Annotated in this window: 21 protein-coding genes and 1 riboswitch; of the genes, 9 read left to right on the top strand and 12 right to left on the bottom strand. The window is 66.8% G+C overall.

All coding sequences use genetic code 11. The annotated features are described in order from the left end of the window. Nucleotides 1-4 precede the first annotated feature (4 nt). A complete protein-coding gene (locus tag QP457_RS01340) occupies nt 5-1,510 on the bottom strand; it encodes a CoA-acylating methylmalonate-semialdehyde dehydrogenase (protein WP_205405730.1) in 1,506 nt (501 codons plus the stop codon). A gap of 114 nt (nt 1,511-1,624) precedes the next feature. Between QP457_RS01340 and QP457_RS01335 the strand changes: the two genes are divergently transcribed. Next, nucleotides 1,625-2,992 carry a short-chain fatty acyl-CoA regulator family protein gene (locus QP457_RS01335; protein ID WP_286041078.1) on the top strand — a complete coding sequence of 456 codons (1,368 nt, stop codon included), beginning with the start codon at nt 1,625-1,627 and terminating at the stop codon, nt 2,990-2,992. A gap of 254 nt (nt 2,993-3,246) precedes the next feature. After that, nucleotides 3,247-4,200 carry a DUF1028 domain-containing protein gene (locus QP457_RS01330; RefSeq protein WP_205407015.1) on the top strand — a complete coding sequence of 318 codons (954 nt, stop codon included), beginning with the start codon at nt 3,247-3,249 and terminating at the stop codon, nt 4,198-4,200. 79 nt (nt 4,201-4,279) lie between these two features. Here QP457_RS01330 and QP457_RS01325 read toward each other — a convergent pair whose 3' ends face one another. Next, nucleotides 4,280-6,157 carry a patatin-like phospholipase family protein gene (locus tag QP457_RS01325; RefSeq protein WP_286041077.1) on the bottom strand — a complete coding sequence of 626 codons (1,878 nt, stop codon included), beginning with the start codon at nt 6,155-6,157 and terminating at the stop codon, nt 4,280-4,282. 330 nt (nt 6,158-6,487) lie between these two features. On the opposite strand from QP457_RS01325, the gene QP457_RS01320 reads away from it, so the two are divergent. The 4 genes from QP457_RS01320 to pncA all read left to right on the top strand — a co-directional run bounded on the left by QP457_RS01320 (nt 6,488) and on the right by pncA (nt 10,859). Beyond that, complete coding sequence (locus QP457_RS01320) at nt 6,488-7,543, top strand: bifunctional nicotinamide-nucleotide adenylyltransferase/Nudix hydroxylase (protein WP_180164849.1); 1,056 nt, start codon at nt 6,488-6,490, stop codon at nt 7,541-7,543. A gap of 80 nt (nt 7,544-7,623) precedes the next feature. After that, on the top strand, nt 7,624-9,033 hold the full coding sequence (locus QP457_RS01315) for a nicotinate phosphoribosyltransferase (protein ID WP_205405726.1): 1,410 nt from the start codon (nt 7,624-7,626) through the stop codon (nt 9,031-9,033). A 114-nt stretch (nt 9,034-9,147) separates the two neighbouring features. Next, nucleotides 9,148-9,363, top strand: a riboswitch (cobalamin riboswitch). A gap of 140 nt (nt 9,364-9,503) precedes the next feature. Then, nucleotides 9,504-10,175 carry an epoxyqueuosine reductase QueH gene (locus tag QP457_RS01310; RefSeq protein WP_205405725.1) on the top strand — a complete coding sequence of 224 codons (672 nt, stop codon included), beginning with the start codon at nt 9,504-9,506 and terminating at the stop codon, nt 10,173-10,175. 57 nt (nt 10,176-10,232) lie between these two features. Beyond that, a complete protein-coding gene (gene pncA / locus QP457_RS01305) occupies nt 10,233-10,859 on the top strand; it encodes a bifunctional nicotinamidase/pyrazinamidase (RefSeq protein ID WP_165376007.1) in 627 nt (208 codons plus the stop codon). Between the two features lie 28 nt (nt 10,860-10,887). Here the strand turns inward: pncA and purU are convergent, their stop codons facing one another. Further along, nucleotides 10,888-11,739, bottom strand: coding sequence for a formyltetrahydrofolate deformylase (gene purU / locus QP457_RS01300; protein ID WP_180164473.1), 852 nt, complete (start codon nt 11,737-11,739; stop codon nt 10,888-10,890). Between the two features lie 113 nt (nt 11,740-11,852). On the opposite strand from purU, the gene QP457_RS01295 reads away from it, so the two are divergent. Next, nucleotides 11,853-12,761, top strand: coding sequence for a LysR family transcriptional regulator (locus QP457_RS01295; RefSeq protein ID WP_205405723.1), 909 nt, complete (start codon nt 11,853-11,855; stop codon nt 12,759-12,761). Between the two features lie 3 nt (nt 12,762-12,764). Here QP457_RS01295 and QP457_RS01290 read toward each other — a convergent pair whose 3' ends face one another. The 3 genes from QP457_RS01290 to QP457_RS01280 form a co-directional block, all read right to left on the bottom strand. After that, nucleotides 12,765-13,868 carry an NADH:flavin oxidoreductase/NADH oxidase gene (locus QP457_RS01290; RefSeq protein WP_205405722.1) on the bottom strand — a complete coding sequence of 368 codons (1,104 nt, stop codon included), beginning with the start codon at nt 13,866-13,868 and terminating at the stop codon, nt 12,765-12,767. Nucleotides 13,869-13,973: 105 nt separating this feature from the next. Further along, nucleotides 13,974-14,777: an NAD-dependent protein deacetylase gene (locus tag QP457_RS01285; RefSeq protein WP_205405720.1), complete on the bottom strand. Its 804-nt coding sequence runs from the start codon at nt 14,775-14,777 to the stop codon at nt 13,974-13,976. A gap of 43 nt (nt 14,778-14,820) precedes the next feature. Then, nucleotides 14,821-15,231 (bottom strand): acyl-CoA thioesterase, encoded by a 411-nt coding sequence (locus tag QP457_RS01280; RefSeq protein ID WP_089241503.1) that lies wholly within the window; start codon nt 15,229-15,231, stop codon nt 14,821-14,823. 91 nt (nt 15,232-15,322) lie between these two features. Between QP457_RS01280 and QP457_RS01275 the strand changes: the two genes are divergently transcribed. After that, entirely contained in the window at nt 15,323-15,958 is a 636-nt protein-coding gene (locus tag QP457_RS01275; RefSeq protein ID WP_205405719.1) for a LysE family translocator, read from the top strand. 144 nt (nt 15,959-16,102) lie between these two features. On the opposite strand, the gene QP457_RS01270 is transcribed toward QP457_RS01275, so the two are convergent. The 4 genes from QP457_RS01270 to QP457_RS01255 form a co-directional block, all read right to left on the bottom strand. Beyond that, nucleotides 16,103-17,122 carry a ribonucleotide-diphosphate reductase subunit beta gene (locus QP457_RS01270; RefSeq protein ID WP_025875781.1) on the bottom strand — a complete coding sequence of 340 codons (1,020 nt, stop codon included), beginning with the start codon at nt 17,120-17,122 and terminating at the stop codon, nt 16,103-16,105. Nucleotides 17,123-17,250: 128 nt separating this feature from the next. Further along, complete coding sequence (locus QP457_RS01265; protein ID WP_100461879.1) at nt 17,251-19,662, bottom strand: ribonucleoside-diphosphate reductase subunit alpha; 2,412 nt, start codon at nt 19,660-19,662, stop codon at nt 17,251-17,253. A gap of 586 nt (nt 19,663-20,248) precedes the next feature. Then, nucleotides 20,249-21,349, bottom strand: a complete 1,101-nt coding sequence (gene zapE / locus QP457_RS01260) for a cell division protein ZapE (RefSeq protein ID WP_205405718.1) — start codon at nt 21,347-21,349, stop codon at nt 20,249-20,251. Beyond that, nucleotides 21,346-22,017: a CocE/NonD family hydrolase gene (locus QP457_RS01255; protein ID WP_180164484.1), complete on the bottom strand. Its 672-nt coding sequence runs from the start codon at nt 22,015-22,017 to the stop codon at nt 21,346-21,348. Before QP457_RS01255 ends, zapE begins: the two co-directional genes overlap by 4 nt. A gap of 43 nt (nt 22,018-22,060) precedes the next feature. On the opposite strand from QP457_RS01255, the gene QP457_RS01250 reads away from it, so the two are divergent. Next, a complete protein-coding gene (locus tag QP457_RS01250) occupies nt 22,061-22,918 on the top strand; it encodes an EamA/RhaT family transporter (protein WP_205405716.1) in 858 nt (285 codons plus the stop codon). Nucleotides 22,919-23,234: 316 nt separating this feature from the next. Here QP457_RS01250 and QP457_RS01245 read toward each other — a convergent pair whose 3' ends face one another. Together QP457_RS01245 and QP457_RS01240 are read right to left on the bottom strand one after the other, a co-directional pair. Continuing rightward, on the bottom strand, nt 23,235-24,674 hold the full coding sequence (locus QP457_RS01245) for an ExeM/NucH family extracellular endonuclease (protein ID WP_205405714.1): 1,440 nt from the start codon (nt 24,672-24,674) through the stop codon (nt 23,235-23,237). A gap of 209 nt (nt 24,675-24,883) precedes the next feature. Beyond that, nucleotides 24,884-25,402 (bottom strand): c-type cytochrome, encoded by a 519-nt coding sequence (locus tag QP457_RS01240; RefSeq protein WP_088100772.1) that lies wholly within the window; start codon nt 25,400-25,402, stop codon nt 24,884-24,886. Nucleotides 25,403-25,404 lie beyond the last annotated feature (2 nt).

The following is a 25,404-nucleotide window of genomic DNA, read 5'->3' as shown; positions in this document are numbered from 1 at the left end:
GCTGTTACTTCAGGCTGATCGTGGTGTTGACGCCGTGGCTCAGCGTCTCGTCGTCGAACCAGCGCGCGGTGACGGTCTTGGTCTGCGTGTAGAACAGCACCACCTGCTTGCCGTACGGGCCCAGGTCGCCGAGCTTGGAAGCGCGCGAACCGGTGAACGAGAACAGCGGCACCGGCACCGGGATCGGCACGTTGATGCCGACCTGGCCGACGTCGATGTCTTCCTGGAAGCGACGTGCAGCGGCGCCGCTCTGGGTGAACAGCGCGGTGCCGTTGCCGTTCGGATTGCTGTTGACCATGGCGATGGCCTCATCCAGCGTTTCCGCTTCGAGGATGACCAGCACCGGCCCGAAGATTTCTTCCTGGTAGATGCGCATGTCGGTGGTGACACCGGCAAAGATGGTCGGGCCGACGAAGTTGCCCTTCTCGAACCCATCGACCTGCGGCTTGCGGCCATCGAGCACCAGCTTGGCGCCCTGCTCCACACCCGACGCGATCAGGCCTTCGACACGCTCACGGGCGCTGCAGGAAATGACCGGACCGACGTCAGTACCGGCAACCGTGCCACCGCTGACCTTCAGGGTCTTGGCCTTCTCGACCAGGTCCTGTACCCAACCGCGCGCTTCACCGACCAGCACCAGGGTCGAGGCGGCCATGCAGCGCTGGCCGGCCGCACCGAACGCAGCACCGACCATCGCGTTGAGGGTCTGCTCCTTGTTGGCGTCCGGCAGCACCACGGCGTGGTTCTTGGCGCCCATCATGCACTGCACGCGCTTGCCGGCCAGCGAGGCGCGGTTGTACACGTGGGTGCCGACGCGGGTGGAACCGACGAACGAAACGGCCTTGATGTCCGGGTGGTCGCAGATGGCGTTGACCACTTCCTCGCCACCGTGGACGACGTTCAGCACGCCCTTCGGGATGCCCGCTTCCAGGGCAAGCTCGACCAGGCGCATGGTGACCATCGGGTCCTGCTCGGACGGCTTGAGGATGAAGGTGTTGCCGGTGGCAATGGCCATCGGGAACATCCACAGCGGGATCATCGCCGGGAAGTTGAACGGGGTGATGCCTGCGCACACGCCCAGCGGCTGCATGATCGAGTAGGTGTCCACGCCATTGGCCACGTTGTTGGCCAGCTCGCCCAGCTGCAGGTTGCCGATGGCGGCCGCATGCTCGACCACTTCCAGGCCGCGGAACACATCGCCTTCGGCGTCCGGCAGCGTCTTGCCCTGTTCGGCGGTGAGGATGTGCGCCAGCTCGCTCATGTTTTCGCGGATCAGCTGCTGGTACTTCAGGAAGATGCGCGCGCGGGTACCGATCGGGGTCTTGCGCCAGGTCTTGAAGGCTTCCTTGGCGGCGGCCACGGCCGCGTCGACTTCACCCGTGGTGGCGAACGGCACCTGGGCCAGCACGTCCTGGGTGGCCGGATTGATCACGTCCTGCCAGTGGGAGGTGGCCGATTCAACGAACTGGCCATCGATCAGCATGCGGATACGGGGCGCTGCAACAGTCATGACGACAATCCACGGGGTGCGAAAGATGCTTGGCATTATTCACAGCACGCACCTCGATTTCCGGCCTGAATCCGCTTAATCTGGCCAATGCCCGCCACGATTCCTGTTAATTCTGTGAATTATTCAGCCCCCCAGCGCCAACTCGGTCTGCGTCTGCTGCGCCTGCGCGAGCAGCGCGGCTACAGCCAGGCCGACCTTGCCCGCGCACTGGGGCTGTCGGCCAGCTACCTGAACCAGATCGAGCGCAACAAGCGCCCGCTGACGCCTGCCGTGCAAAAGAAGCTGGGCGAGGTATTGGGCGATGTTTCCGCCCTGTTCGACGACAATGAGCCCGCCGCGCTGCAGGAGTCGCTGGGCGAGACCCTGCGCGACCTGGGCCTGGCCGATGTCAGCGCCACCGAGCTGCGCGCGCTGGCCGGCAACCTGCCGCAGGTCAGCCGCGCGCTGCTGGACCTGCACCGCCGCCACCTCGCATTGCGCGAGCATGCCGCCGCGCTGGAATTCCAGTTGGGCGAGCCAGGCGCGGGCAGCACGCTGCCGGCCGGTGACCAGGTGCGCGAGTTCTTCAACCGGATGCACAACCACATCCCCGAACTGGATGAACTGGCCGAGCAGCTGTTCGCCGAATGGGGGCTGGCGCCGGGACACGTGGCACCCCGGCTGCGCCAGTTGCTGGCCGATCGCCACGGTGTGCTGGTGGAAGTGGCCGCGCTGCAGGCCGGGCGCGAGAAGCGCCAGTACGATGCCGGCAGCCGCACGTTGTGGCTGCCCGATTACCTGGAGCCGGGCCAGCAGGCGTTCCAGATGGCGGTCGAGCTGGCGCTGCGCGGCTACCTGCCGCAGATCGATGCGGTGATCGCGCGCACCGGCTTCACTGACGATGCGCGCATCGCGCAGGCGCGCATCGGCCTGTCCAACTATTTCGCCGGGGCGCTGGTGATGCCGTACATGCGCTTCCTGCGCGCGGCCGAAGCCAGCAGCTATGACATCGAGCTGCTGGCGCACCAGTTCGGCGTGGGATTCGAGGCGGTCTGCCATCGCTTGAGTACGCTGGCACGCCGCAGCGCACCCGGCCTGCCATTCTTCTTCATCCGCGTGGACCGCGCCGGCAATGTCTCCAAGCGCCACTCGGCCACCGATTTCCACTTCTCGCAGGTGGGTGGTTCGTGCCCGTTGTGGATCGTCTACGAGGCGTTCAACCAGCCCGGACGCATCCTCACCCAGACCGCGCGCATGCCTGATGGCCGCCGTCATTTCTGGCTGGCACGGCAGGTCAGCAGCGGCCCGGTGGGCCACGGCCAGCCACGCAAGACCTTCGCGGTGGCACTGGGCTGTGACCTGCAGCATGCCGACAGGCTGGTGTATTCGCTGGGGCTGGACGTGCAGAGCCCGGGCAATTCGGTGTCGATCGGACCGGGCTGCCGGGTGTGCCCGCGCGAGGACTGCATGCAGCGCGCGTTTACCCAGCTGCCGGGAAGGTAGGGGTTGGTTCGGCAGGGCTGCGCCCTGCACCTGCTTCAATCCAAGGCAACAGCAACAGCAACAGCGGGCATTCCGTGGGATTGGTGGGTGTCGACCTTGGTCGACACAGTAGATCCACGCCATGCGTGGATGTTCTTCGATGAATTGTCGACTATTCGATTTCGATGGAGATCCCATCCACGCATGGCGTGGATCTACTAAACCTTCCGCGCGTAGGCTGCATCCCATTGCAATGCCTGCCCTGGAGATGCCCCATGTGCCTGTTGCGTTCCTGCCTGGCTTTTCTGCTCGCTGCCGTCGCTGCGCCGGCATGGGCCACGTTCTCCATTGCCGCCTGCAACGACGCCGGCGACTGTGGGGTGGCCGTCGCCACCCACAACCTCGCCGTTGGCGGTGTCGGCGTGCCGTGGGCGCAGGCGAAGGTCGGCGCGGTCGCCAGCCAGTTCGAAACCAACCCGACCTACGGCTCGAAGGGGCTTGCGCTGTTGGCCAAAGGCCGTGCGCCGGGGCAGGTGCTCAAGCAGCTGCTGGACGAGGATGGTGACTTCGATGGCACCACCATCGCCGAGCGCCAGGTCGGGCTGGTCAGTGCGCGTGGCGGCAACGCGCAGTACACCGGCGCCACCGCACAGCAGGCCGATTGGGCGGGTGCCGTTGGCGAGGGCAAGGTGAGCGTGCAAGGCAACGGACTGGCCGGGCCGGAGGTGCTGGCGGCGATGCAACGCGCGTTTGCGGCCACCCACGGTGAGCTTGCCGCGCGGCTGTTGGCCGCGCTGCAAGCAGGACAAGCGGCAGGCGGGCAACGCAGCGGGCAATGGTCGGCGGCGCTGCTGGTGCGCACACCCGGCGGCGACTGGCAGGACACCGACCTGCGCGTGGATGCCGACCCGCGCGCCGTAGCGCGATTGCGCGAGCTGTACGACATGCGGCTTTCAAACGAAGCGATCATCCGCGCCGAACAACAGTGGGAACGCGGCGATGTTGCGACTGCTCGCGCATCGCTGGCCACATCGCTTGCGCTCGCGCATGGCTGGGACCGCACGTGGGCGCGTGCCGCGCGATTGGCAATGTCGCACGGTGAAGCCGCATTGGCCCGCGAGTACCTGGCGGGATTGCGCGCGCTCAACCCGGGATGGGTGAAGCTGGAGCTGGCATTGCCGTTGTATGCACCATTGCGGGGCGATGCGGTGGTCGAGGCGTGGCGATAGGCGGTAGCGCCGGGCCATGCCCGGCGAGCGCAGCGGTACGAAAGGCCGCCGGGCATGGCCCGGCGCTACCGGACAGCGATCAATAGATCGGCGTCACCTTCATCTGCGGCAACGGCCGTGGCGAGCCGTCGGTGAGGTCGGGACCGAGGTCATCCCAACTGCGCCCCTGCTCCACCATCAGCCCCCACAGCTGCTGCGACGCCAACCGCTTGTCTTCCGAACCCAGCTTGTACGACGGCGGCGGCGGCGTGCCCGTGGCCACCATCGCATAGGCCGCGCGATAGGCCAACACCTGCTGCGCCGGATCGTCGGTGCGCGAAATCTCCAGCGTGTAGCGCTGGTAGGCCGACGCCAGGTTGCGCCACCGGATCCAGTAATGGTTCTCGAACGAGAACGAACAGAAGCGTGCACCGGCCAGGCTGCCCTTGTCGGCGATGCGGGTCAGCACCTCCTGTGGCATGTCCAGGTTCATGCCGCCCTCGTCGCCCTGCAGGCTCACATGCACGATGCGGTCGCGATAGCCGGGCGCGCGCGCCTGCAGCAGGTCGCGCCAGTTCTGCATGGTGGCCACCACCGCAAACAGGAAGCGGCCCAGTTCGCCGGCCGCCAACGGCGTGGCAATGGACTGGTAGTGCCGCTGCCATCCATGGCGGTTCTCGGTGGGCAGGAACACCGAGCGTTCCAGCGCCTGGCGGCTGTCACCCTCGCGCTGCACCGGCTCGGGCCGTTGCGGATAGACCAGGTTGATGGCGAAGGTCGGCCAGCGCGGCAGCGCGGCATCGAACAGGTGGATCGGGAAGTTGCTGCTGATGCCGCCATCGGAGAACCAGCACACCCGGAACGCGGTGATCACCGGACCACAGGCCTGGCCTGCGCTGGTCAGGCCTTCCATGCTGTCGGCCACGTTGTGTCCGGCCTCGCCTCCAGCCGTCGATGTCGGCTCGCAGCGACGCTCGCGACGCGAGGGCTCATGCAGCGGCACCGCGCTGATCAGCAGCGGGAAGCTGAGGCTCATGCGCGTGGCCACCAGTACCGGCAGCGACGCGCCCTGCGGCAGATGGTAGTAGTTGCGGCCTTCAACTTCACGCGGTGGGCCGGCGCGGTCGACCATCCACTGCACCACGCTGGCCGGGAACAGCTGCTCGAATTCCTCGCGCAGGAACCAGAACTGCGCGCCGCCCAGCGGCAAGGTACGCGGTTCATTGTGCGACACGCAGGTGGTGATCATCTGCAGCGTGATCGCATGCGGGCTGTCCGGCTCGCCCGCATAACGCGGCGCGTCGTGCAGATCGGCGAAGGTCAGCGGTGCATCCATCGGTTTGCCTGACAACTGCTGCAGGCTTTCATGCAGCCACTCGGTCAGCGCCGGCGTGCCTGCGTCCCGGCTCAGTCCACTGCACAGCCCCAGCAGGTTGCGCCGCGCCACCCGTGCAACGCGCAGCGCCGCACCGGCTACACCTGCACCATAGGCACACAACAGCGACGGCAGCAGGGTCGCCGCCACGCCGCTCCAGCCACCGCCCCACCAGCCCAGGCCGAGCAGCAGTGCAAGGGACACCAGCACTTCCAGCGGCGCGATCTGGAACACCGCGATGGCCAGGCACAGCAGCTTGCGCGGCCAACCGGCGTTGCCGGTCAGCACCACCAGCAGCCGATACGCTGCGCGCGCGCCAGCAGCGGGTTGGAACAGGCTGTAGATGAATCCACGCCGCGACAGCTGTGCCGACACCGCCGACAGGCCGCCATATCCCGCATCGCCCGGCAGGTGTTCGCCCAGTTGCTGGCGGCGGTCGCCGTATGCCGCAGCGGCCGCCACGGCAGCGGCGATCGCACCGGCCGAAGTGCCACCGATGCTTTTGAAGCGGTATTCGCGGGCCAGCGCGAGCACCGCGTTGGGATACACGATGCCGCTGGTGATGCCGCCTTTCATGACCAGATCGCAGTACTTGTCTGCCACTACCCTTCCTCCGCTTGCCAACGGCGCGCCGCAGCGCGTATTGCCATCCCTGGACCGGTGAGACCTGCCTGTCATTGCCATAGCGCTTGGGCACGGGGCACGGAACGTGTGAAAGGCTCCATCCAACGCCAGGAATGCAGTATGACGTGGAGCCCTCTCACTGCCTGAGACCACCGCCGCAGTTGTGCAGGCACGTGGCCGGCAGGCAGCCGCCATACCGTGCTGGCAGCTGTCTGGCACCACTGGCGGAGACTTGACCGGCGGCACCGAAGGCGTAGCATCTGCAGCAAGCCAAGGGACAGACCCTTCGCTGCCACAACGACATGAGGGATTCTCATGGAATTCGACTATCTCGTCTTCATCGGGCGTTTCGAGCCCTTCCACAACGGCCATGCCGCCGTTGCCCGCCTTGCCCTGAGCAGGGCCCGCAAGCTGATCTTCCTGGTCGGCTCTGCCGATACCCCCCGCAGCCTGCGCAATCCCTGGACCGTGGCCGAACGCGCCGTGATGATCCAGGCCGCCCTCGATGGCAACGCCGATCGCCTGCTGATCCAGCCACTGCGTGACCACCTGTACAACGAAGCCCAGTGGATCGCCAGCGTGCAGCGTCATGTGGCCGAAGCCCTGCGCAACGATGGCGCCGCATCCGATGCGAAGGTCGGCCTGATCGGCATGGACAAGGATGCTTCCAGCTACTACCTGCGGGAGTTCCCGCAATGGCCGCTGGTCGACGTGCAGCACACTGCTACCTTGTCGGCCACCGAGCTGCGCCGTTACCTGTTCGAAGCCGGCGACGTGGATTTCCACGGTGCACTGCTGATGCTGCGCGGCAATGTACCGGCACCGGTGTACGACATGCTCGAGGCGTTCCGCAGAAGCTCGCCGGCCTACGCGCAGCTGGTGGCCGAGTACCGTTTCATCGAGCAGTACAAGGCCGCCTGGAAGGATGCGCCATACGCACCGACCTTCGTCACCACCGATGCGGTGGTCGTGCACTCGGGCCACGTACTGCTGGTCCGCCGTCGTTCGGCACCGGGCAAGGGCCTGTGGGCGCTGCCCGGCGGCTTCGTCGGCCAGGAGCAGAGCCTGCTCGACAGCTGCCTGCGCGAACTGCGCGAGGAAACCCGGCTGAAGATTCCACTGCCGGTGCTGAAAGGCTCGCTGAAGGGCCAGCAGGTGTTCGACCACCCCGAGCGCAGCCAGCGCGGTCGCACCATCACCCATGCCTTCCACTTCGAATTCCCCGCTGGCGAACTGCCGGCGGTGCGCGGTGGCGACGACGCCGACAAGGCGCGCTGGATTCCGGTCAGCGAGGCGCTGGACATGGGCCCGCAGCTGTTTGAAGACCACCTGCACATCCTGGAGTACTTCCTGGGCCGCGGCTGATACCACCGGGCCCTGCAGAACCCGTTTTCCCCACCGGCGGACAGACCGCCGGTGCCACTCGACGCGAAGGAGCTTCCGTCATGCATTACCTCGATAACCTTCTCCTCAACACCGACAGCTACAAGGCCAGCCACTGGCTGCAGTATCCGCCGGGTACCGACGCCACGTTCTTCTACGTGGAGTCGCGCGGCGGCCTGCACGATCGCACGGTGTTCTTCGGCCTGCAGGCGATCCTCAAGGATGCCCTGGCACGGCCGGTCACCCACGCCGACATCGACGACGCCGCAGCGCTGTTCGCCGCGCATGGCGAACCGTTCAACGAAGCCGGCTGGCGCGATATCGTTGACCGTCTCGGCGGCCATCTGCCGGTACGCATCCGCGCCGTACCCGAAGGCAGCGTGGTGCCCACGCACCAGGCACTGATGACCATCGAGTCGACCGACCCCGCCGCCTTCTGGGTGCCGTCCTACCTGGAAACCCTGCTGCTGCGCGTGTGGTACCCGGTCACCGTGGCGACCATCAGCTGGCATGTGCGGCAGACCATCGCCGGCTTCCTGCAGCAGACCAGCGATGACCCGCAGGGGCAGCTGCCGTTCAAGCTGCACGACTTCGGCGCACGCGGCGTCTCCAGCCTGGAATCTGCCGCACTGGGTGGTGCTGCGCACCTGGTCAACTTCCTCGGCACCGATACGGTGTCGGCGCTGTGCCTTGCACGCGCGCACTACCACGCGCCGATGGCGGGCTATTCGATTCCGGCCGCCGAGCACAGCACCATCACCAGCTGGGGCCGCGAGCGCGAAGTGGATGCGTACCGCAACATGCTGCGCCAGTTCGGCACGCCCGGTGCGATCGTGGCCGTGGTGTCGGACAGCTATGACATCTACCGTGCCATCAGCGAACACTGGGGTACCACCCTGCGCGAGGAAGTGATCGCTTCCGGTGCCACTCTGGTCATCCGCCCGGATTCTGGCGACCCGGTCGAGGTGGTCGCCGAGAGCCTGCTGCGGTTGGATGCCGCGTTCGGTCACACGATCAACGGCAAGGGCTACAAGGTGCTCAACCATGTCCGCGTCATCCAGGGCGATGGCATCAACCCGGATACGATCCGCGCGATCCTGCAGCGCACCACCGATGATGGCTACTCGGCCGACAACGTGGCCTTCGGCATGGGCGGCGCGCTGCTGCAGCGGCTGGACCGTGATACCCAGAAGTTCGCACTGAAGTGCTCGGCCGCGCGGGTGGACGGTGACTGGATCGATGTCTACAAGGATCCGGTCACCGATGCCGGCAAGGCCAGCAAGCGCGGCCGTATGCGCCTGCTGCGCCGTCTGGACGACGGCAGCCTGCATACGGTGCCGCTGCCGGCCGGTGGCGATGACACCCTTCCGGCCGGCTTGGAGGATGCGATGGTGACCGTGTGGGAGAACGGCCGACTGCTGCACGACCAGCGCCTGGATGACATCCGCGCGCGGGCCGCTGCCCAGCGTTGAGGACCCATCCACGCATGGCGTGGATCCAGCTGGGTGTCAGAGCCTGTTGCGGGGCAACGGGATCCGGCCCCTGGGCCTTGACCGGCGCCGCCAACGCGTCCACCGTGGGCGCGCCGAAGGTATCCCTGCCGTGGTCTGGATGACGACAGGGATTTAAACGGGAATCCGGTGAAGGCGCCTCGCGCGCCCATTCCGGAGCTGCCCCGCAGCGGTGAATGGAAACGAATCCTGCCAACAGCACTGGGCTCGCGCCTGGGAAGCGGCAGGTAGTAGGTGGGCTGCGGCCCGTGTCCATCAGCCCGAATACCGGCCCCGGCCGGGGGACTCGACCGTCCCCTGACTCGACCTGGAATCTCCGCGGGGAGGTTGCCGGGGCCATCGTCGTCCTGCGCGTGCAGGCTGCGTGGCCGCGCGCGTCCTGTTCACGGTTTCCGGCCAGACCCGTTGCCCACGCCCAGACGCACCCGACGATGACCGAGCTCCAACGCCCCACCCTGACTCTTCCCGACAACGGCCAGCGCCTGCTGCTGCATTCGTGCTGCGCGCCGTGCTCGGGCGAAGTGATGGAGGCGATCACCGCCTCCGGGATCGACTACGCGATCTTCTTCTACAACCCCAACATCCACCCGGTGAAGGAATACGAGCTGCGCAAGCAGGAGAACATCCGCTTCGCCGAGCAGCACAACATTCCCTTCATCGACTGCGACTACGACACCGACAACTGGTTCAGCCGTGCGCGTGGCATGGAGAATGAACCCGAGCGCGGCATCCGCTGCACGATGTGCTTCGACATGCGTTTCGAGCGCACCGCGCTGTACGCGCACGAACACGGCTACGACACCATCAGTTCGTCGCTGGGCATCTCGCGCTGGAAGAACATGGCGCAGATCAACGACTGCGGCGTGCGCGCCGCCTCGCACTACGAAGGCCTGCAGTACTGGGACTACAACTGGCGCAAGGGTGGTGGTGCCAGCCGCATGGTCGAGATCAGCAAACGCGAGCAGTTCTACCAGCAGGAATACTGTGGCTGCGTGTATTCGCTGCGCGATGCCAACCGCCACCGCCGCGAGAACGGCCGCGAGCGCATCAAGATCGGCCTGCTGTATTACGGACAGGACAACGACGCCGCCAGCGGCGATTGACGTGCGCGCGAGGGGCGGCCACGCTGGTCGCCCCTCTTCCGTTGTGCCGGACCTGCCATGACCGCCCTGCCCGCTGACGTCGCCCTGCTGGTGATCGACCTGCAGCCGGACTTCATGCCCGGTGGCGCCCTCGCCTGCGAACAGGGCGATGCGCTGGTGGCGCCGATCACGGCACTGCTGGCCGAGCGCCGCTACCGCACCGTGGTCGCAACCCAGGACTGGCACCCAGCCGACCATGCCTCGTTTGCCAGCCAGCATCCGGGGCATCTGCCTTTTGAAGCGATCCTGCTGCACGCACAGCCGCAGACCCTGTGGCCGGACCACTGCGTGCAGGGCAGCGCGGGCGCCGCACTGCACCCGGGAGTGGACTGGACCGTGGCCGACCTGATCCTGCGCAAGGGCACCCGCCAGCAGGTGGATTCGTACAGCGCCTTCCGCGAGAACCACGGCCCCGACGGCACGCGCCCGGCGACCGGACTGGCCGGCTGGCTGCACGAACGTGGAATCCGCGAGGTGCACGTGTGCGGGTTGGCACGCGATTACTGCGTGCTGTGGAGCGCGCAGGACGCGGTGAAGTCCGGCTTCCGGGTGAAGTTCCTGTGGGAGCTGACCCGCCCGGTGACCGATGCCAACGACGGCATGGTGCGCGAGGCCCTGGCGAAGGCGAGGATTGCGATCCTCTGACCCGCTTCCGCCGGGCATGGCCCGGCCGTTACCTGAACACCACCGTGCGGTGCCCGTTGAGCAGGATGCGGTGCTCCACGTGGCGGCGTACCGCCCGCGCCAGCACCTGCGATTCGGTATCGCTGCCCAGCCGCACCAGCTCCCTCGGGGTCATCGCGTGGTCCACGCGGGCCACGTCCTGCTCGATGATCGGACCTTCGTCCAGATCCTCGGTGACGTAGTGCGCGGTGGCGCCGATGATCTTGACCCCGCGTGCGTGCGCCTGGTGGTACGGCTGTGCGCCTTTGAAGCTGGGCAGGAAGCTGTGGTGGATGTTGATTGCCCTGCCCGCCAGCGCACGGCACAGCGTGGGCGAAAGAATCTGCATGTAGCGCGCCAGCACCACCAGGTCGATGCGCTCGCGTTCGACCAGGTCGATGATCTGCTGTTCCTGCGCCGCGCGCGTGTCCGCGTTCACCGGCAGGTGGTGGAACGGCACCTGGTAGGACGCCGCCAGCGCTGCGAAGTCCGCATGGTTGGATGCCACCGCGGCGATATCCACCTTCAGCTGGCCGCTATGTGCACGGAACAGCAGGTCGTTCAGGCAATGACCCTGCTTGCTGACCAGTACCAGCAGGCGTGGCCGGCGGCGCCCGTCATGCAGCTGCCAGTCCATGCCGAAGCCGGCAGCGAGCGTGGCCATGGCGGTGTGCACGGTCTCCAGCGGCAGGCCCGCATCGCGGTCGAAGTGCACGCGCAGGAAGAAGCGACCGCTCTCCTCATCGCCGAACTGCTGGGCGTCGAGGATGTTGCAGCCGTGGTCGAACAACAGGCCCGACACGCGATAGACGATGCCGGTGCGGTCGGGACAGGAGAGGGTGAGGATGGAATCGGGGCGCATTGCCCGAGTGTAGGGCAGCACTGCGGCGTGGTGGACGATGGTCACCGATGCAACCGACTGCTTGGTACAGACCCAAGCGATACTTGGCCTTCCGCATGGCAAGCTGGTCGGTCATGAACCTGTTGCAGCTCATCCGCAGCTTCACCCGCACCGCAGAGACCGGCAGCATTGCCGCTGCGGCACGCACCCTTGGCATCAGCGCCACCGCCGTGGGCCAGAACATCAACCGTCTGGAAGCCCACCTGGGCGTGCGTCTGCTGAACCGCAGCACGCGCCAGCTGGCGCTGAGCGAGGCCGGCACGGTGTATCTGGCACAGGTGCGGCATATCGAAGCCGACCTGGCGCGCGCGCAGGCGATGATCACCGGCGACGTGGAACCGGCCGGCCCCCTGCGCATCGCCAGCAGCAGCGCGTTCGGCCGACACGTGCTGGCACCGCTGCTGCCGTCGCTGCAGCAGCGCTACCCGCAGCTGCAGCTGGAACTGCGCCTGACCGATCGCGCCGTGCAGCACGGCGCCGAGGCGGTGGATGCCAGCATCCGCATCGGCGCGCAGCTGGAAGATGGCCTGGTGGCGCGGCCCTTGGCACGCATTCCGTTCGTGTTCTGCGCATCGCCTGCGTACCTGCAGGCACACGGCACGCCGCTGGAGCCGGCGCAGCTGGCAACCCATCGCGGCCTGCTGCACCGCTTCCCCACCGATGGCCGACCGCTACGCTGGGGCCTGCTGAAAGACGGTCAACGCGTGGACGCAGCACTGCCGCCGAGCATGGTCTGCGATGACATCGATGCGCTGGCCGAACTGGCCGCTGCCGGTGCCGGTATCACCCGGCTGGCAGCGTTCGTGGCCGAACCGTACCTGCGCGACGGGCGCCTGCAACCGGTGTTCGGGCCCGCCACCGACTGGAAGCCGGAGCCGATGGAGGTGTATTTCTGCGTGAGTGACCGCCGCGATTTCACCGCCAAGATCCGCGCGCTGTTCGAGCACCTGCAGGCCGGCCTGCCACCGGCCTGGCGGGTGTAGGTCTCAGCGTGGATTGAACACGCCGCGTGCATCGCGCGGCTCGCAGCGGAGGTACTGCGGCGCCGGCACCACGCTGTCACCCAGCGCAGCAGCGGCGTGCCACGGCCAACGCGGGTCGTACAGAATGCCGCGGGCCAGCGCGATGGCATCGGCCTGGTTGTGGCGCAGGATCGATTCGGCCTGCTCCGGCTCGGTGATCATGCCCACCGCAATCACCGGCATCCGCACCTTCTTGGCCTTGATCGCCGCCGCGAACGGCACCTGGTAGCCGGGGCCGACGCTGATCTTCTGGCGCTCGTGCAGGCCGCCACTGGAAACGTGCAGGAAGTTGCAGCCACGTGCGTCCAGTACCTGTGCCAGCGCCTCGCTCTGCACGATGTCCCAGCCACCCTCGACCCAGTCGCTGGCGGAGATGCGCACGCCCACGGCGACCTTGTCCGACACCGCGGCACGCACCGCGTCGAACACTTCCACCAGCATCCGCAGCCGGTTCGGCAGCGAGCCGCCGTAGCCATCGGTGCGGCGGTTGCTCAGCGGCGACAGGAACTGGTGCAGCAGGTAACCGTGCGCGGCATGGATCTCGATCAGCTCGAAGCCCAGGCGCTCGGCGCGCACCGCGCTGGCGGCGAAGGCGGCAACGATCTCGGCGATGCCGGCCTCGTCCAGTTCCTGCGGCGCCGGATCGGTTGCATGGAAGGGCAGCGGCGACGGCGCGACCGTGGTCCAACCGCGCGCATCGTCGGCCGGCAACTGGCCGCCGCCATCCCACGGACGCGCCGTAGAGGCCTTGCGGCCGGCATGGGCCAACTGCACACCCAATGGGATCGGCGACCAGCGGCGTACGCTGGCCAGCACCTGTGCCAGTGCCGCTTCGGTGCCGTCGTCCCACAGGCCCAGATCGGCCCAGCTGATGCGGCCGCGCGCTTCGACCGCGGTGGCCTCCAGGATCAGCAGGCCCGCACCGGACTGCGCCAGGTTGCCCAGATGCATGGCGTGCCAGTCGCTGGCGCGGCCGTCTTCGGCGGAGTACTGGCACATCGGCGCGACGACGATGCGGTTGGACAGGGTCAGGGGGCCGAAGGAGATCGGCGAAAACAGCTGGCTCACGGCAGTGGGGGTGTATCAAAGGGGGTGCGTATTGCACCGCTGTACGGCCGATAGATCAACCGTGTGGGTGGATCGCTGTTTCGTGGGCAAGACCCAGCCGATGTGTCAGCGCACCCAGCCGGCCAGCGCCTCGGCGCAATCGCGCTCGTCCTTGAACTGCAGCAGGTCGTCGGCACGGGTGCGGCCACGGTTCAGCGCGGCCACCGGCAGGCCAGCCTTGGCCGCGGCCTGCACGAAGCGGAAGCCGGAATAGACCATCAGCGAGGAGCCCACCACCAGTACCGCATCCGCCTGCTGCAGGTGCTCGTGCACGGCATCCACACGCTCACGCGGCACGTTCTCGCCGAAGAACACCACGTCCGGCTTCAGCAGGCCGCCGCAGTGCGGACAGTCCGGCACCGCAAACGCGGAGAAGTCGGTTTCCAGGTCGGCGTCGCCGTCGGGCGCGATACCGGCCTCCAGCGACTCCCAGCCGGGGTTGGCGTGCAGCAGTTGCTGCTGGAAGTCCTCACGCTCGCTGCGACGTTCGCAGCCCATGCAGCGCACCAGGTCCAGGCGGCCGTGCAGGTCGATCACGTTGCGGCTGCCGGCACGCTGGTGCAGGCCATCCACGTTCTGGGTCAGCAGCACCTGCAGCTTGCCGCTGTCCTCCAGTGCGGCCAGCGCCTGATGCGTGCCGTTGGGCCGGGCCTGGCCGAAGCGCGGCCAGCCCAGCAGACTGCGCGCCCAGTAACGCTGGCGGGTGGCGGCCTCGCCCATGAACGCCTGGTAGGTCACCGGCGGCGTGCGCTTCCACTGGCCATCGGCATCGCGGTAATCGGGAATGCCCGAAGCGGTGCTGCAGCCGGCGCCGGTCAGCACGAACAGGCGTTGGGCGCGGTCGATGAAGTCGGTGAGCGGCAGGGTCATGGCAGCCAGATGGGGGCGCGCGGGCGCCCCCGCAAGCACGGGCTCAGGCCGCCGGCGCGCCGGGAAGCTGCGGCACGGTCACCGGGTGGCCATCCTCGCCCAGCGCGATCATCACGAAGTGGCCGCGGGTGCACAGCTTGCGCTCGCCGCTGTGCAGGTCCTCGGCGATCAGCTCCACCTCGACCTTCATCGAGCTGCGACCGACCTCGACGATGCGGCCGATGGTCTCCACCATCTGGCCGATGCGGATCGGCAGCTTGAAATCGACCTGGTCGCTGCGCGCGGTCACCACGGTGCGGCGCGAGTAGCGGGCGGCGGCGAGGAAGGCGGCCTTGTCCATCCATGCCAGCGCCTGGCCACCGAACAGGGTGCCCATATGATTGGTGTGGTTGGGGAAGACGATTTCGGCCATGCGCACTTCGGTCGGCGGCACGGTCTCGGGGATGGGGGTCATGGGGGCGGTTCGGTGTGGGGTAAGACGGATTTTAAGGCAGGCGGCGTGCAGGCGGCGCTACACTTCGACACCCCCACTGCGTGAAACCGCCATGCCCGCCACCTCCGACCTGCTGGCCTTCGCCCTTGTCTCGCTGGCCATGGTGCTGACGCCCGGGCCGAACATGATCTACGTGATCTCGCGCTCGATCTGCCAGGGCCGCGTGGCCGGGTTGATCTCGCTGGGCGGGGTGGCGCTGGGCTTCGTGTTCTACATGCTGTGCGCGGCGCTGGGCATCACCGCGCTGCTGATGACCGTGCCGTTCGCCTACGACGCGCTGCGCATCGGTGGCGCGCTGTACCTGCTGCACCTGGCCTGGCAGGCGCTGAAGCCGGGCGGCCGCTCGCCGTTCGCGGTACGTGACCTGCCGGTGGACGGCCCGCGCAAGCTGTTCGCGATGGGTTTCCTGACCAACGTGCTGAACCCCAAGGTCGCGGTGATGTATCTGTCGCTGCTGCCGCAGTTCCTGCACCCGGACAGCGAAGGCAGCGTATTGATGCAGTCACTGGTGCTGGGCACCACCCAGATCGCGGTGAGTGTGAGCGTGAACGCGGTGATCGCGATAATGGCCGGCAGCATCGCCGGCTTCCTGGCGGCCCGTCCCACCTGGCAGGCGGTGCAACGGTGGTTCATGGGCACGGTGCTGGCCGGGTTGGCCGTGCGCATGGTGGTGGATGGGCGGCGGTAGGGGGCCATGCCCGGCGGAATGCGCACGACACCCTGAAAACCTTCCGCGCTGCGCGCTCGCCGGGCGTGGCCCGACGCTACCGTGGAAACGAAAAACCCCGGCGTTGGCCGGGGTTTCTCGTTGCGACAGACCTGACCGATTCGATCAGAAGTTCATGTCGAAGGCGACTTCGCCCTTCACGCCCACCTGGTAGGCCGAGGCGCGGCGTTCGAAGAAGTTGGTCAGTTCCTGCACGTCCTGCAGTTCCATGAAGCTCAGCGGGTTGCGCACGTTGTACTTGCGCTCCATGCCCAGGCGATGGAAATGGTTGTCGGCGCAGTGCTGCAGGTACTGGCGCATGTCACGGGTGGAAATGCCTGCCACGCCACCGGACAGCACGTCCTCGGCGAACTGCACTTCACACTCGATGGCTTCGGCCAGCATGTCGTAGACATCCTGCTTCATCTTGTCGTCGAACAGATCCGGCTCTTCCTCGCGGATCACGTCCACGCACTCGAAGGCGAACTCCATGTGCGCGCTTTCGTCGCGGAACACCCAGTTGGTGCCCGAGGCCAGGCCGTTAAGCAGGCCGCGCGAACGGAAGTAGTACACGTAGGCGAACGCGGCGAAGAAGAACAGGCCCTCGATGCACGCAGCGAAGCAGATCTGGTTGAGCAGGAACTGGCGGCGCTCTTCGCGGGTCTCGATGCGCTTCAGGTCCTGGATCGAGTCGATCCACTTGAAGCAGAAATCGGCCTTCTTCTTGATCGAGTCGATGTTTTCCACCGCGGCGAAGGCTTTGACGCGCTCGTCCGGATCCGGCAGGTAGTTGTCCAGCAGGGTCAGGTAGAACTGCACGTGCAGCGCTTCTTCATACAGCTGGCGCGACAGGTACATGCGCGCTTCGGGCGCGTTCAAGTGCTGGTACAGGTTCAGCACCAGGTTGTTGGACACGATCGAATCGCCGGTGGCGAAGAACGCGACCAGACGGTGGATCAGGTGACGCTCGCCCGGCGACATCTTGCTGTGCAGGTCGCTGATGTCGATCTGGAAGTTGATCTCTTCCACCGTCCAGGTGTTCTTGATCGCATTCCGGTACATGTCATAGAACTGCGGGTAGCGCATCGGGCGCAGGGTCAGTTCAAAACCGGGATCGAGCAGCATCTGCTTGGGCTTGTCGGCCATGGGTGTTTCCTTGAATTCCTGGGTGAGCGGCCGGGCATGGCCCGGCGCTACCGTGGGTGTCTCTCTGCAGCCGAGCATGGCTCGGCTCTACAGGTATGAGGTGCCGGTGATCGCCGGCACGGCGCGTCTTACTGGCAGGCCTCGCAGGCTTCCGGGTTCTCCAGCGAGCAGGCGATGGCCTCTTCCGGGCTGAACACCTTCTCCGGGCCGGCGGTGGCCACGTGGCTGACGGTGGTCTTGGCGATCTTGGTGGCCGGACGCGAACGCAGGTAATAGGTGGTCTTGATGCCCTGCTTCCAGGCGTACATGTACATGGACGACATCGCGCCGATGCTCGGGCTTTCCATGAACAGGTTGAGCGAGGCGGACTGGTCGATGAAGGCACCACGATCGGCGGCCATGTCGATCAGCGAGCGCATCGGCAGCTCCCACGCGGTGCGATAGACGTGGCGCAGCGTTTCCGGGATCTGGGTGATGGCCTGGATCGAGCCGTCGGCCAGCTTGATCGCATCGCGCATTTCCGGGGTCCAGTGGCCCAGCTTCTTCAGCTCGTTCACCAGGTAACGGTTCACCTGCAGGAAGTCACCGGACAGGGTCTCGCGCTTGAACAGGTTGGACACCTGCGGTTCCACGCACTCGTAGCAGCCGGCGATGGAGGCGATGGTGGCGGTCGGGGCAATCGCGATCATCAGCGAGTTGCGCAGGCCGTGTTCCTTGATGCGCTCACGCAGGGCGTCCCAGCGAGCGGCATCTTCCGGCACCACGTTCCAGGCATCGAACTGCAGCTCGCCGCTGGCCGCACGGGTGTCGGCGAAGGACGGGTGCTTGCCACGTTCCTGGGCCAGTTCCACCGAGGTTTCCAGCGCGTGGAAGTAGATGGTCTCGGCGATCTTCTTCGACAGCGCGCGGGCTTCGGCGCCATCGAACGGCAGGCGCTTGCGGAAGAACACGTCCTGCAGGCCCATGCAGCCCAGGCCGACCGGACGCCAGCGCAGGTTACCGCGGCGTGCCGATTCGATCGGGTAGAAGTTCAGGTCGATCACGCGGTCCAGCTGGCGCACGGCCAGGCGCACGGTGTCGGCCAGCTTGTCGAAATCGAACTCGCCGTTGCCGTCGAAGTGGTTGCCGAGGTTGATCGAACCCAGGTTGCACACCGCGGTCTCTTCGGCCGAGGTGACTTCCAGGATCTCGGTGCACAGGTTGGACAGGTGGATCACGTTGCCGGCGCGCAGGGTCTGGTTGCTGGCGCGGTTGCACTTGTCCTTGAAGGTCATCCAGCCGTTGCCGGTCTCGGCCAGGGTGCGCATCATCCGCGAGTACAGCTTGCGTGCGGAGATGGTGCGGTTGGCCTTGCCCTGTGCTTCGGCCTGCAGGTAGGCGGCCTCGAAGGCTTCGCCGAACAGGTCGGTGAATTCGGGCACCACGCGCGGATCGAACAGCGACCATTCCTGGTCCGATTCGACACGCTTCATGAACAGGTCCGGGATCCAGTTGGCCAGGTTCAGGTTGTGCGCACGGCGCGATTCGTCGCCGGTGTTGTCACGCAGCTCGAGGAAGTCCTCGATGTCGGCGTGCCAGGTCTCCAGGTACACACAGGCCGCGCCCTTGCGCTTGCCGCCCTGGTTCACCGCAGCCACCGACGAATCCATGGTCTTCAGCCACGGCACGATGCCGTTGGAATGGCCGTTGGTCGACTTGATCAGCGAGCCACGCGAACGCACGCGGGTGTAGCTGACGCCGATGCCGCCGGAGAACTTGGACAGCTGGGCGATGTCGCCGTACTTGGAGTAGATCGATTCCAGCGAATCCTGCGGCGAGTCAAGCAGGAAGCACGAGGACAGCTGCTCGTGGGTGGTGCCGGAGTTGAACAGGGTCGGGCTGGACGGCAGGTAGTCCAGGTTGCCCATGCGCTTGTACAGCGCCAGGGTTTCCGGCACGTCCTCGCTCAGCGCGCTGGCGATGCGCAGGAAGAACTGCTGCGGGGTCTCGATCACCTTGCGGGTGTGCGGATGGCGCAGCAGGTAGCGGTCGTACAGGGTACGCAGGCCGAAGTAATCGAAGTTCAGGTCCAGCGAGATGTCGATGGCATCGTTGAGCTTGCGTGCGTTGGTCTGCACGAAGTTCAGCAGGCGGTCGTTGATCAGGCCCACTTCGTGGCCACGACCCACCGACTGCGAGAACGCGTGGATTTCCTGGTTGGACACTTCCTTGGCGATGAAGTTGGCCAGCAGGCGCGCGGCCAGGCGGCCGTACTCGGGTTCTTCGCCGATCAGCAGCGCCGCGGTGCGGATGGACAGTTCGTCCAGCTCCTGGGTGGTGGCGCCGTTGTACAGGCCGGAAATGGTGCGGGTGGCCACGCGCATCGGATCGACGGCGTGCAGGCCTTCAGAGGAACGCTGCACCGCGCGGACGATCTTGTTCAGATCCACCAGTTCGGTCGTGCCATTGCGCTTGGTCACACTCATCGCGTTGGACGTCGGCGGCGACGTCAACAGGAACTCGCTTTCCTTCTCGATGGTGGCGCTGGTCTCGGTGGTCACGGCGTGTGTCCTCTTGGCGTGATGGATGGTGGCTCGGTGCATCGGATGACGCGGCCCGGGACGTGACACCCCAGGGTGGCAGACCGGTGTCGCAGGAATTGAGACCTGCGCCTGTGGCTGCTGCTGGCAGTGCTGACCGGTGCCGCTGCGGGCATGGAGGGCGTATCACCGGAGGCTCCGGTGATCCCTTCCATGGACCCGGCGGCTTGGGGTCCCCACAACCGACAGCCACAAGATAGTGGGGGTAGTTGGGTCCGTCAACGCCAAATGTAGTGAAATTCGGCAATCCCTTGCGCCGCAAGGATCGTGCCATCGGCGCCCGCTTTGGACGCTTTGCACCTGCTGGATCGGGCTGCGCAGTCAAGCCCGAAAAGCGTCGTGGTGGCGGTAATCAGCACCCCACCAGCGGAACAATGACAGCTTCACATGACAGGGCCATGCAGGCGAGGGACAAGTCTGTGGATAGGTGGTGGGCAGCCAGTGGGCAGCCGGTGGACGGGCGGCACCGGGTAGTGCCGGCCGCCGGCCGGCAGCCCATGGGCCCGGATGCATCGTGCGGATGCCGGCCAGCGGCCGGCACTACCCCTCACGCGCGGTGCGGGGTACCCAGGTACTCGGCGCTCTGCATTTCGATCAGGCGCGAGGCCGTACGCTCGAACGCGCCCTGCAGGCGGGTACCGGTGTAAAGCTCGACCGGTGAAGTACTGGCGGTACAGACCAGGTTGACGTGGCGGTCGTACAGTTCGTCGATCAGGTTGACGAAGCGGCGCGCGGCATCCTCGTTCAGGCGATCGAAGGCCGGAATGCCACCCAGCAGCACGGTGTTGAACTCGTGCGCGATCTCGATGTAATCCGACGGCCCACGCGGGCCTTCACACAGGGCGGCGAAGTCGAACCAGGCAATGCTCTTGCCACGCGCGCGCACCGGGATCTTGCGGCTCTCGATCTCGATGTTGCCCGCCTTGGCCGGTTGGCCACCACTCAGTTCGCCCCAGCGCGTGGCCAGCCAGCTGTCGCTGTCAGCGGCCAGCGGCGCGCGGTACACCGGCGAACGGGTCAGCGCGCGCATGCGGTAGTCCTCGGTGCCCTCGGCGTACAGTTCCACGCAATAGCGCTGCAGCAGGCCGATGGCCGGAATGAAGCTCTCGCGCTGCAGGCCGTTGAGGTACAGGTTTTCCACCGCCGTGTTGGAGGTGGTGACCAGGGTCACGCCCTCGGCGAACATCCGCTCCAGCAGGCGCGCCAGCAGCATGGCATCGCCGATGTCGGTGACGAAGAATTCGTCCAGTACCAGCACGCGCAGGTTGCTGCGCCATTCCTGGGCGATCTTCGCCAGCGGGTCGCTCTGGCCCTGGTGCTCGCGCAGGCGCTCGTGGACGCTGCGCATGAAGCGATGGAAGTGGGTGCGGTACTTCTGCTTGATCGGCAGGCCGTCGTAGAACAGGTCGACCAGGAAGGTCTTGCCGCGGCCAACGCCGCCCCAGAAGTACAGACCCTTGACCGGCTCGGGTTTCTTCCAGAACGAGGACAGGCGGTCCAGCCAGCCATCCTCGGCGCTGTCCACCAGGGCCAGGTGGATCCGGTCCAGCTCGGCCAGGGCCGCATGCTGGGCCGGGTCGTTCTGCCAATCGCCGCGTTCCACCCCGGCCGCGTAGCGCTGCGTCGGGGTCAGTTCCACCTCGCTCATGCCGCCGTGCCCAGCCAATGCTTGACGCCGTGGGTGAGCGCGCCACGCAGGTCGATCAGCTTGCGGTGGAAGAAGTGGCTGGTGTCCGGCATGCGCACCAGCTCATGCGCCGCATCGAGGGTGTCCAGCCACTGGTAGACAGCCTGCGGGTCGACGATTTCATCCTGCTCGCCCTGGATCACCAGCCAGCGCGCCGGCGGCGCGATGCCGCCGAAGTCCCAACGGCCTGCCGGCGGCGCGATCGAGATCAGCGCTTCGGGCTGCAGTTCGGCGGCGGCCTTCAGCGAAACGAACGCGCCGAAGCTGAAGCCCGCCAGCCACAGGCGGTCGTCGGGACGCTGCTGGCGGACCCAGGCGGTAACGGCCTTCAGGTCTTCCTGCTCACCCACGCCGTGGTCGAATTCTCCGGCAGAACCACCGACGCTGCGGAAGTTGAAGCGCACCGTGGCGATGCCCAGCTCACGCAGGGTGGTGGCGGTCATGGTGACCACCTTGTTGTGCAGGGTGCCACCTTCGGTGGACAGCGGATGGCAGATGATGGCCACGATCGGCTGCACCGGCACATCGGCCTTGGGCAGGTCGATGAGCACTTCCAGCGGGCCAACCGGGCCTTCCAGTGAGATGCAGGCGGTTTCGCCGGGGGCGACGGGGAACGAGGGCTTGTGCATGGCACCATGATAGCGTCCCCCGCCGCTGCCCTGTGCCCGCCCCATGCTCTACCTGTCCCTGGCCGTGATCTGCAGTGTGCTGGTTTCGGTGTTGTTGAAGCTGGCTGGCCGTCGCCAGCTGGATATTGCGCAGATGGTGACCTGGAACTATCTGGTCGCCGCGACGATGACGGCGGTGGTGCTGCAGCCGCCGCTGGACGCCTTGCGCGCACCGCACGCACCGTGGGTTTCGCTGCTGGCGCTGGCGGTGGTGCTGCCCTCGATCTTCCTGGTGCTCGGCCGTGCGGTGGCGGTGGCCGGCATCGTCCGCAGTGACGTGGCGCAGCGCTTGTCGCTGCTGCTGTCACTGGCCGCAGCGTTCCTGTTCTTCGGGCAGACCGCCACGCCGTGGAAGCTGGTCGGGCTGGGCCTGGGCCTGCTGGCGATGGTGGCCATCAGCCTGCGTCCACGCGGCCCGGCAGTGGCCGCTTCCGCCGGTGGCTGGGGCTGGCTGCTGGGCGTGTGGGCCGGCTTTGCAGTGGTGGATGTGCTGCTGAAGCAGGTGGCGCTGTCCGGCACGCCGTCGATGGCGGCGGTGCTGGCCAGTTTCAGCGTGGCCTTCGTACTGATGCTGGTGCTGCAGCTGTGGCGGCATTTCAGTGGGCGCAGCCGTATGGCCTGGCGCAACCTCGGTGCCGGCGCGCTGCTGGGCCTGCTCAACGGCGGCAACATCCTGTTCTACGTACATGCGCACCAGTCGATGCCGGAAAGCCCGGCCACCGTGTTCGCCGGCATGAACATCGGCGTGGTGGTGCTGGGTGCGCTGGTGGGCGTGTTCGCCTTCGGCGAAGCGACCACGCGCTGGAACCGTGCCGGCCTGGCGCTGGCGGTGCTGGCGATTGGATTGATCGCCTGGGGGTAAGACATCGGTAGCGCCGCGCCATCCCCGGCGAATCGTTTCCGCAACCGCGGAGAGGTGTCACTTTCTTTGCGCGCAAAGAAAGTAACCAAAGAAACGCTCCGCCGACCACGAGCCGGTGCTGTGCACCGGTACCCTGCGCTTCTCGGGGAATCAGGGGACGGCGCCAAACTCGCTGCGCTCAGACATCGGCGCCTCTTCGCCCCTGATTCCCCTGCGATGCTCGGCTCGCTTGAAGGCGGACGGGAAGATCAAAAGCAGCAGCAGGGTCAGTGCGGGCCAAGGTCCGCACCCACCCAGGCAGATTCCCGGCGCCGGGTTATCTGTCGAAGCCCAGCAACAGCGGGTCGTGGTCGGAGCTGCGCCACGGGCCCTGTACGTTGCGGCCCTGGTAGCCGCTGGCGTCCTGCTCGTCGGCGTTGCTGTGCCACTCGGCAGCGCCACGCAGGCGCTTGGCCATCGTCGGGCTGAGCAGCGCGTGATCGAGGCGGCCGGTATAGCCGTTGTAGACGTAGCTGTAGGGCTGTTCGACATTGGCCACCTTGAACGCATCCTGCCAGCCCAGGTCATGCAGGGTGCGGATCGGATCTTCCATGGCGTAGGCGTTGAAGTCGCCCATCAGCACTACGTCCTTCACCTTCAGGCGCGTAGCTTCAGCCTGCACCCAGCTGTTGAGCTGCTTGGCCGATTCCACACGGGTGGCGTTCCAGCAGCCCTGCCCGTCATTGCGGTCCGCATCTGCGCCACCAGCATCGCGGCAGCCCTTGGACTTGAAGTGGTTGGCGACCACCATGAATGGCGCGCCCTTGCCCTGGAACGCCTGTGCCAGCGGTGCACGGCTGTGTTCGACGAAGGGACCGTCGAGCTTGGTCAGCGGCTTGCCGAGCGGCTTGAATTCGCTCCTGCGGTAGATGATGCCGACGCGGATCGGATTGCTGCCGGGGCCTTCACCGGCATCGACGAACGCCCACTGCTTGTCGGCCGCGAGACCGGCGTTGAGTGCGTTTACCAGTTCGGCGATGGCCGACTGCGGGCCGTAACCGTCGTTCTCCAGTTCCATCAGCGCGGCGATGTCGGCGCCCAGCGCGTTGACGGTGGCGACCAGCTTGCCGACCTGCGCCTTGTGCTCGTCCAGCGTGCGTGCGCCGCGCAGGGTCGGGAATCCGCCGCCCTGGCCGTCACCGTTGAAGAAGTTCTCCAGGTTGAAGGCGGCGATATGCAGGCTGCCGGGCACGCTGGGAACAGCTGGCCGCTGCAGTTCCGGCAGCGTCAATGTGCCGTCGACCTGCAGGCTGGGGCGGCCCTGCGCATCCACGCGCACGGTGCCTTCCACATTGCGCAGCTGCATGCCGGTACGCAGCACCGGGTTGCCCGGCAGGTAGGCGACGCTGGCCGGGTCACGCGCATCGCTGCCATCGTCCAGCAGCAGGCGTCGGCGCTGGTTGTCAGCCATCACCTGTTCGATAGCGGGGCTGCCGGGCACCGCCACTTCGGTCGGTTGCCAGAGGCGGCCATCGAAGGCGACGGTGAGCTGGCCGAATCGTTCCAGGCCATCGGTGCCGGCCAGGGTGAGCGGCGCGGCGATGCGCACATGCTGGCCATCCAATGCTCGCCAATCGGCCGGCGCGGCGGCCAGGGTGACGGTGGCCGGGCTGCGCGGCGCGGGCGCCGAGGTCGGCGCAGTCTGCGGCTGGGCCTGGGCGAAAGCGGATGCCGGCAGCAGCAGGGACAGGGCAAGGGCGAGGGAACGGCGACGCATCGACAGACGACTCCACGGAAGAGGCGCACAGACTAACCCTGAAATGCGAAACCCCGCCCGCGTGGCGGGGTTTCGGCCGTGGTGGGCAAAGCCGGGCCGCAGTAGGGGATGTTGTGGAGCCGAGCCCATGCTCGGCTGCACCTGGCCACACCGCGCGGAGAGCAGCCGAGCGTGGGCTCGGCTCTACAGGAAGCGACGCATTGCGGCGGCTATTTCAGATTGCCCAGCATCCAGTCCACGGTGGCGTGGATCTGCTCTTCGGTGAGCGCCGGGTTGCCGCCCTTGGGCGGCATGATGCCGCCATCGGGGCCGGTGTAGCCCTCGATCGCGTGCTTGTAGAGGGTGTCCTTGCCCTGCGCCAGGCGCTTGTCCCAGTGCGAGTGGTCCAGCGTCGGCGCCATGCCCACGCCGGTGGTATGGCAGGCGGTGCACAGGTTGTCGAAGATCACCTTGCCGTCCTTGGTACCGCCGTAGGCCACCTGCGAGGCGGCCTTGGCCAGCGCAGCGGCATGCGCCGCAGCCTGCGCGGCCGCGCCGGTGCTGCCGGCGTACACCGCGCCGGTGGGCGAAATGCGCTGTTCGGTGCGTTTGGCGGCGGTAGGCGACACCTCGGGCGGAATCCGGGTGTGGATGAACGCGGCCAGGAGGATCAGACCGAGGGTGATGGCCATCAACAGCGCGATCACCATGGAGAAGCGTTTCAGGAACTCCAGATCGTAATTCCGCACTC

It is taken from the genome of Stenotrophomonas sp. As-7, from assembly GCF_030291015.1.
GTDB classification, from domain to species: Bacteria; Pseudomonadota; Gammaproteobacteria; order Xanthomonadales; family Xanthomonadaceae; genus Stenotrophomonas; species Stenotrophomonas lactitubi.
This window is presented reverse-complemented; position numbering and strand designations above follow the sequence as displayed.

Coding starts and splice junctions, on each gene's coding strand:
- QP457_RS01250 (WP_205405716.1), top strand. CDS start 22,061: ATGCTCTACCTGTCCCTGGCCGTGATCTGCAGTGTGCTGGTTTCGGTG.
- QP457_RS01275 (WP_205405719.1), top strand. CDS start 15,323: ATGCCCGCCACCTCCGACCTGCTGGCCTTCGCCCTTGTCTCGCTGGCC.
- QP457_RS01280 (WP_089241503.1), bottom strand. CDS start 15,231: ATGACCCCCATCCCCGAGACCGTGCCGCCGACCGAAGTGCGCATGGCC.
- QP457_RS01245 (WP_205405714.1), bottom strand. CDS start 24,674: ATGCGTCGCCGTTCCCTCGCCCTTGCCCTGTCCCTGCTGCTGCCGGCA.
- QP457_RS01330 (WP_205407015.1), top strand. CDS start 3,247: ATGTGCCTGTTGCGTTCCTGCCTGGCTTTTCTGCTCGCTGCCGTCGCT.
- QP457_RS01255 (WP_180164484.1), bottom strand. CDS start 22,017: ATGCACAAGCCCTCGTTCCCCGTCGCCCCCGGCGAAACCGCCTGCATC.
- QP457_RS01315 (WP_205405726.1), top strand. CDS start 7,624: ATGCATTACCTCGATAACCTTCTCCTCAACACCGACAGCTACAAGGCC.
- QP457_RS01340 (WP_205405730.1), bottom strand. CDS start 1,510: ATGACTGTTGCAGCGCCCCGTATCCGCATGCTGATCGATGGCCAGTTC.
- QP457_RS01295 (WP_205405723.1), top strand. CDS start 11,853: ATGAACCTGTTGCAGCTCATCCGCAGCTTCACCCGCACCGCAGAGACC.
- pncA (WP_165376007.1), top strand. CDS start 10,233: ATGACCGCCCTGCCCGCTGACGTCGCCCTGCTGGTGATCGACCTGCAG.
- zapE (WP_205405718.1), bottom strand. CDS start 21,349: ATGAGCGAGGTGGAACTGACCCCGACGCAGCGCTACGCGGCCGGGGTG.
- QP457_RS01270 (WP_025875781.1), bottom strand. CDS start 17,122: ATGGCCGACAAGCCCAAGCAGATGCTGCTCGATCCCGGTTTTGAACTG.
- purU (WP_180164473.1), bottom strand. CDS start 11,739: ATGCGCCCCGATTCCATCCTCACCCTCTCCTGTCCCGACCGCACCGGC.
- QP457_RS01310 (WP_205405725.1), top strand. CDS start 9,504: ATGACCGAGCTCCAACGCCCCACCCTGACTCTTCCCGACAACGGCCAG.
- QP457_RS01285 (WP_205405720.1), bottom strand. CDS start 14,777: ATGACCCTGCCGCTCACCGACTTCATCGACCGCGCCCAACGCCTGTTC.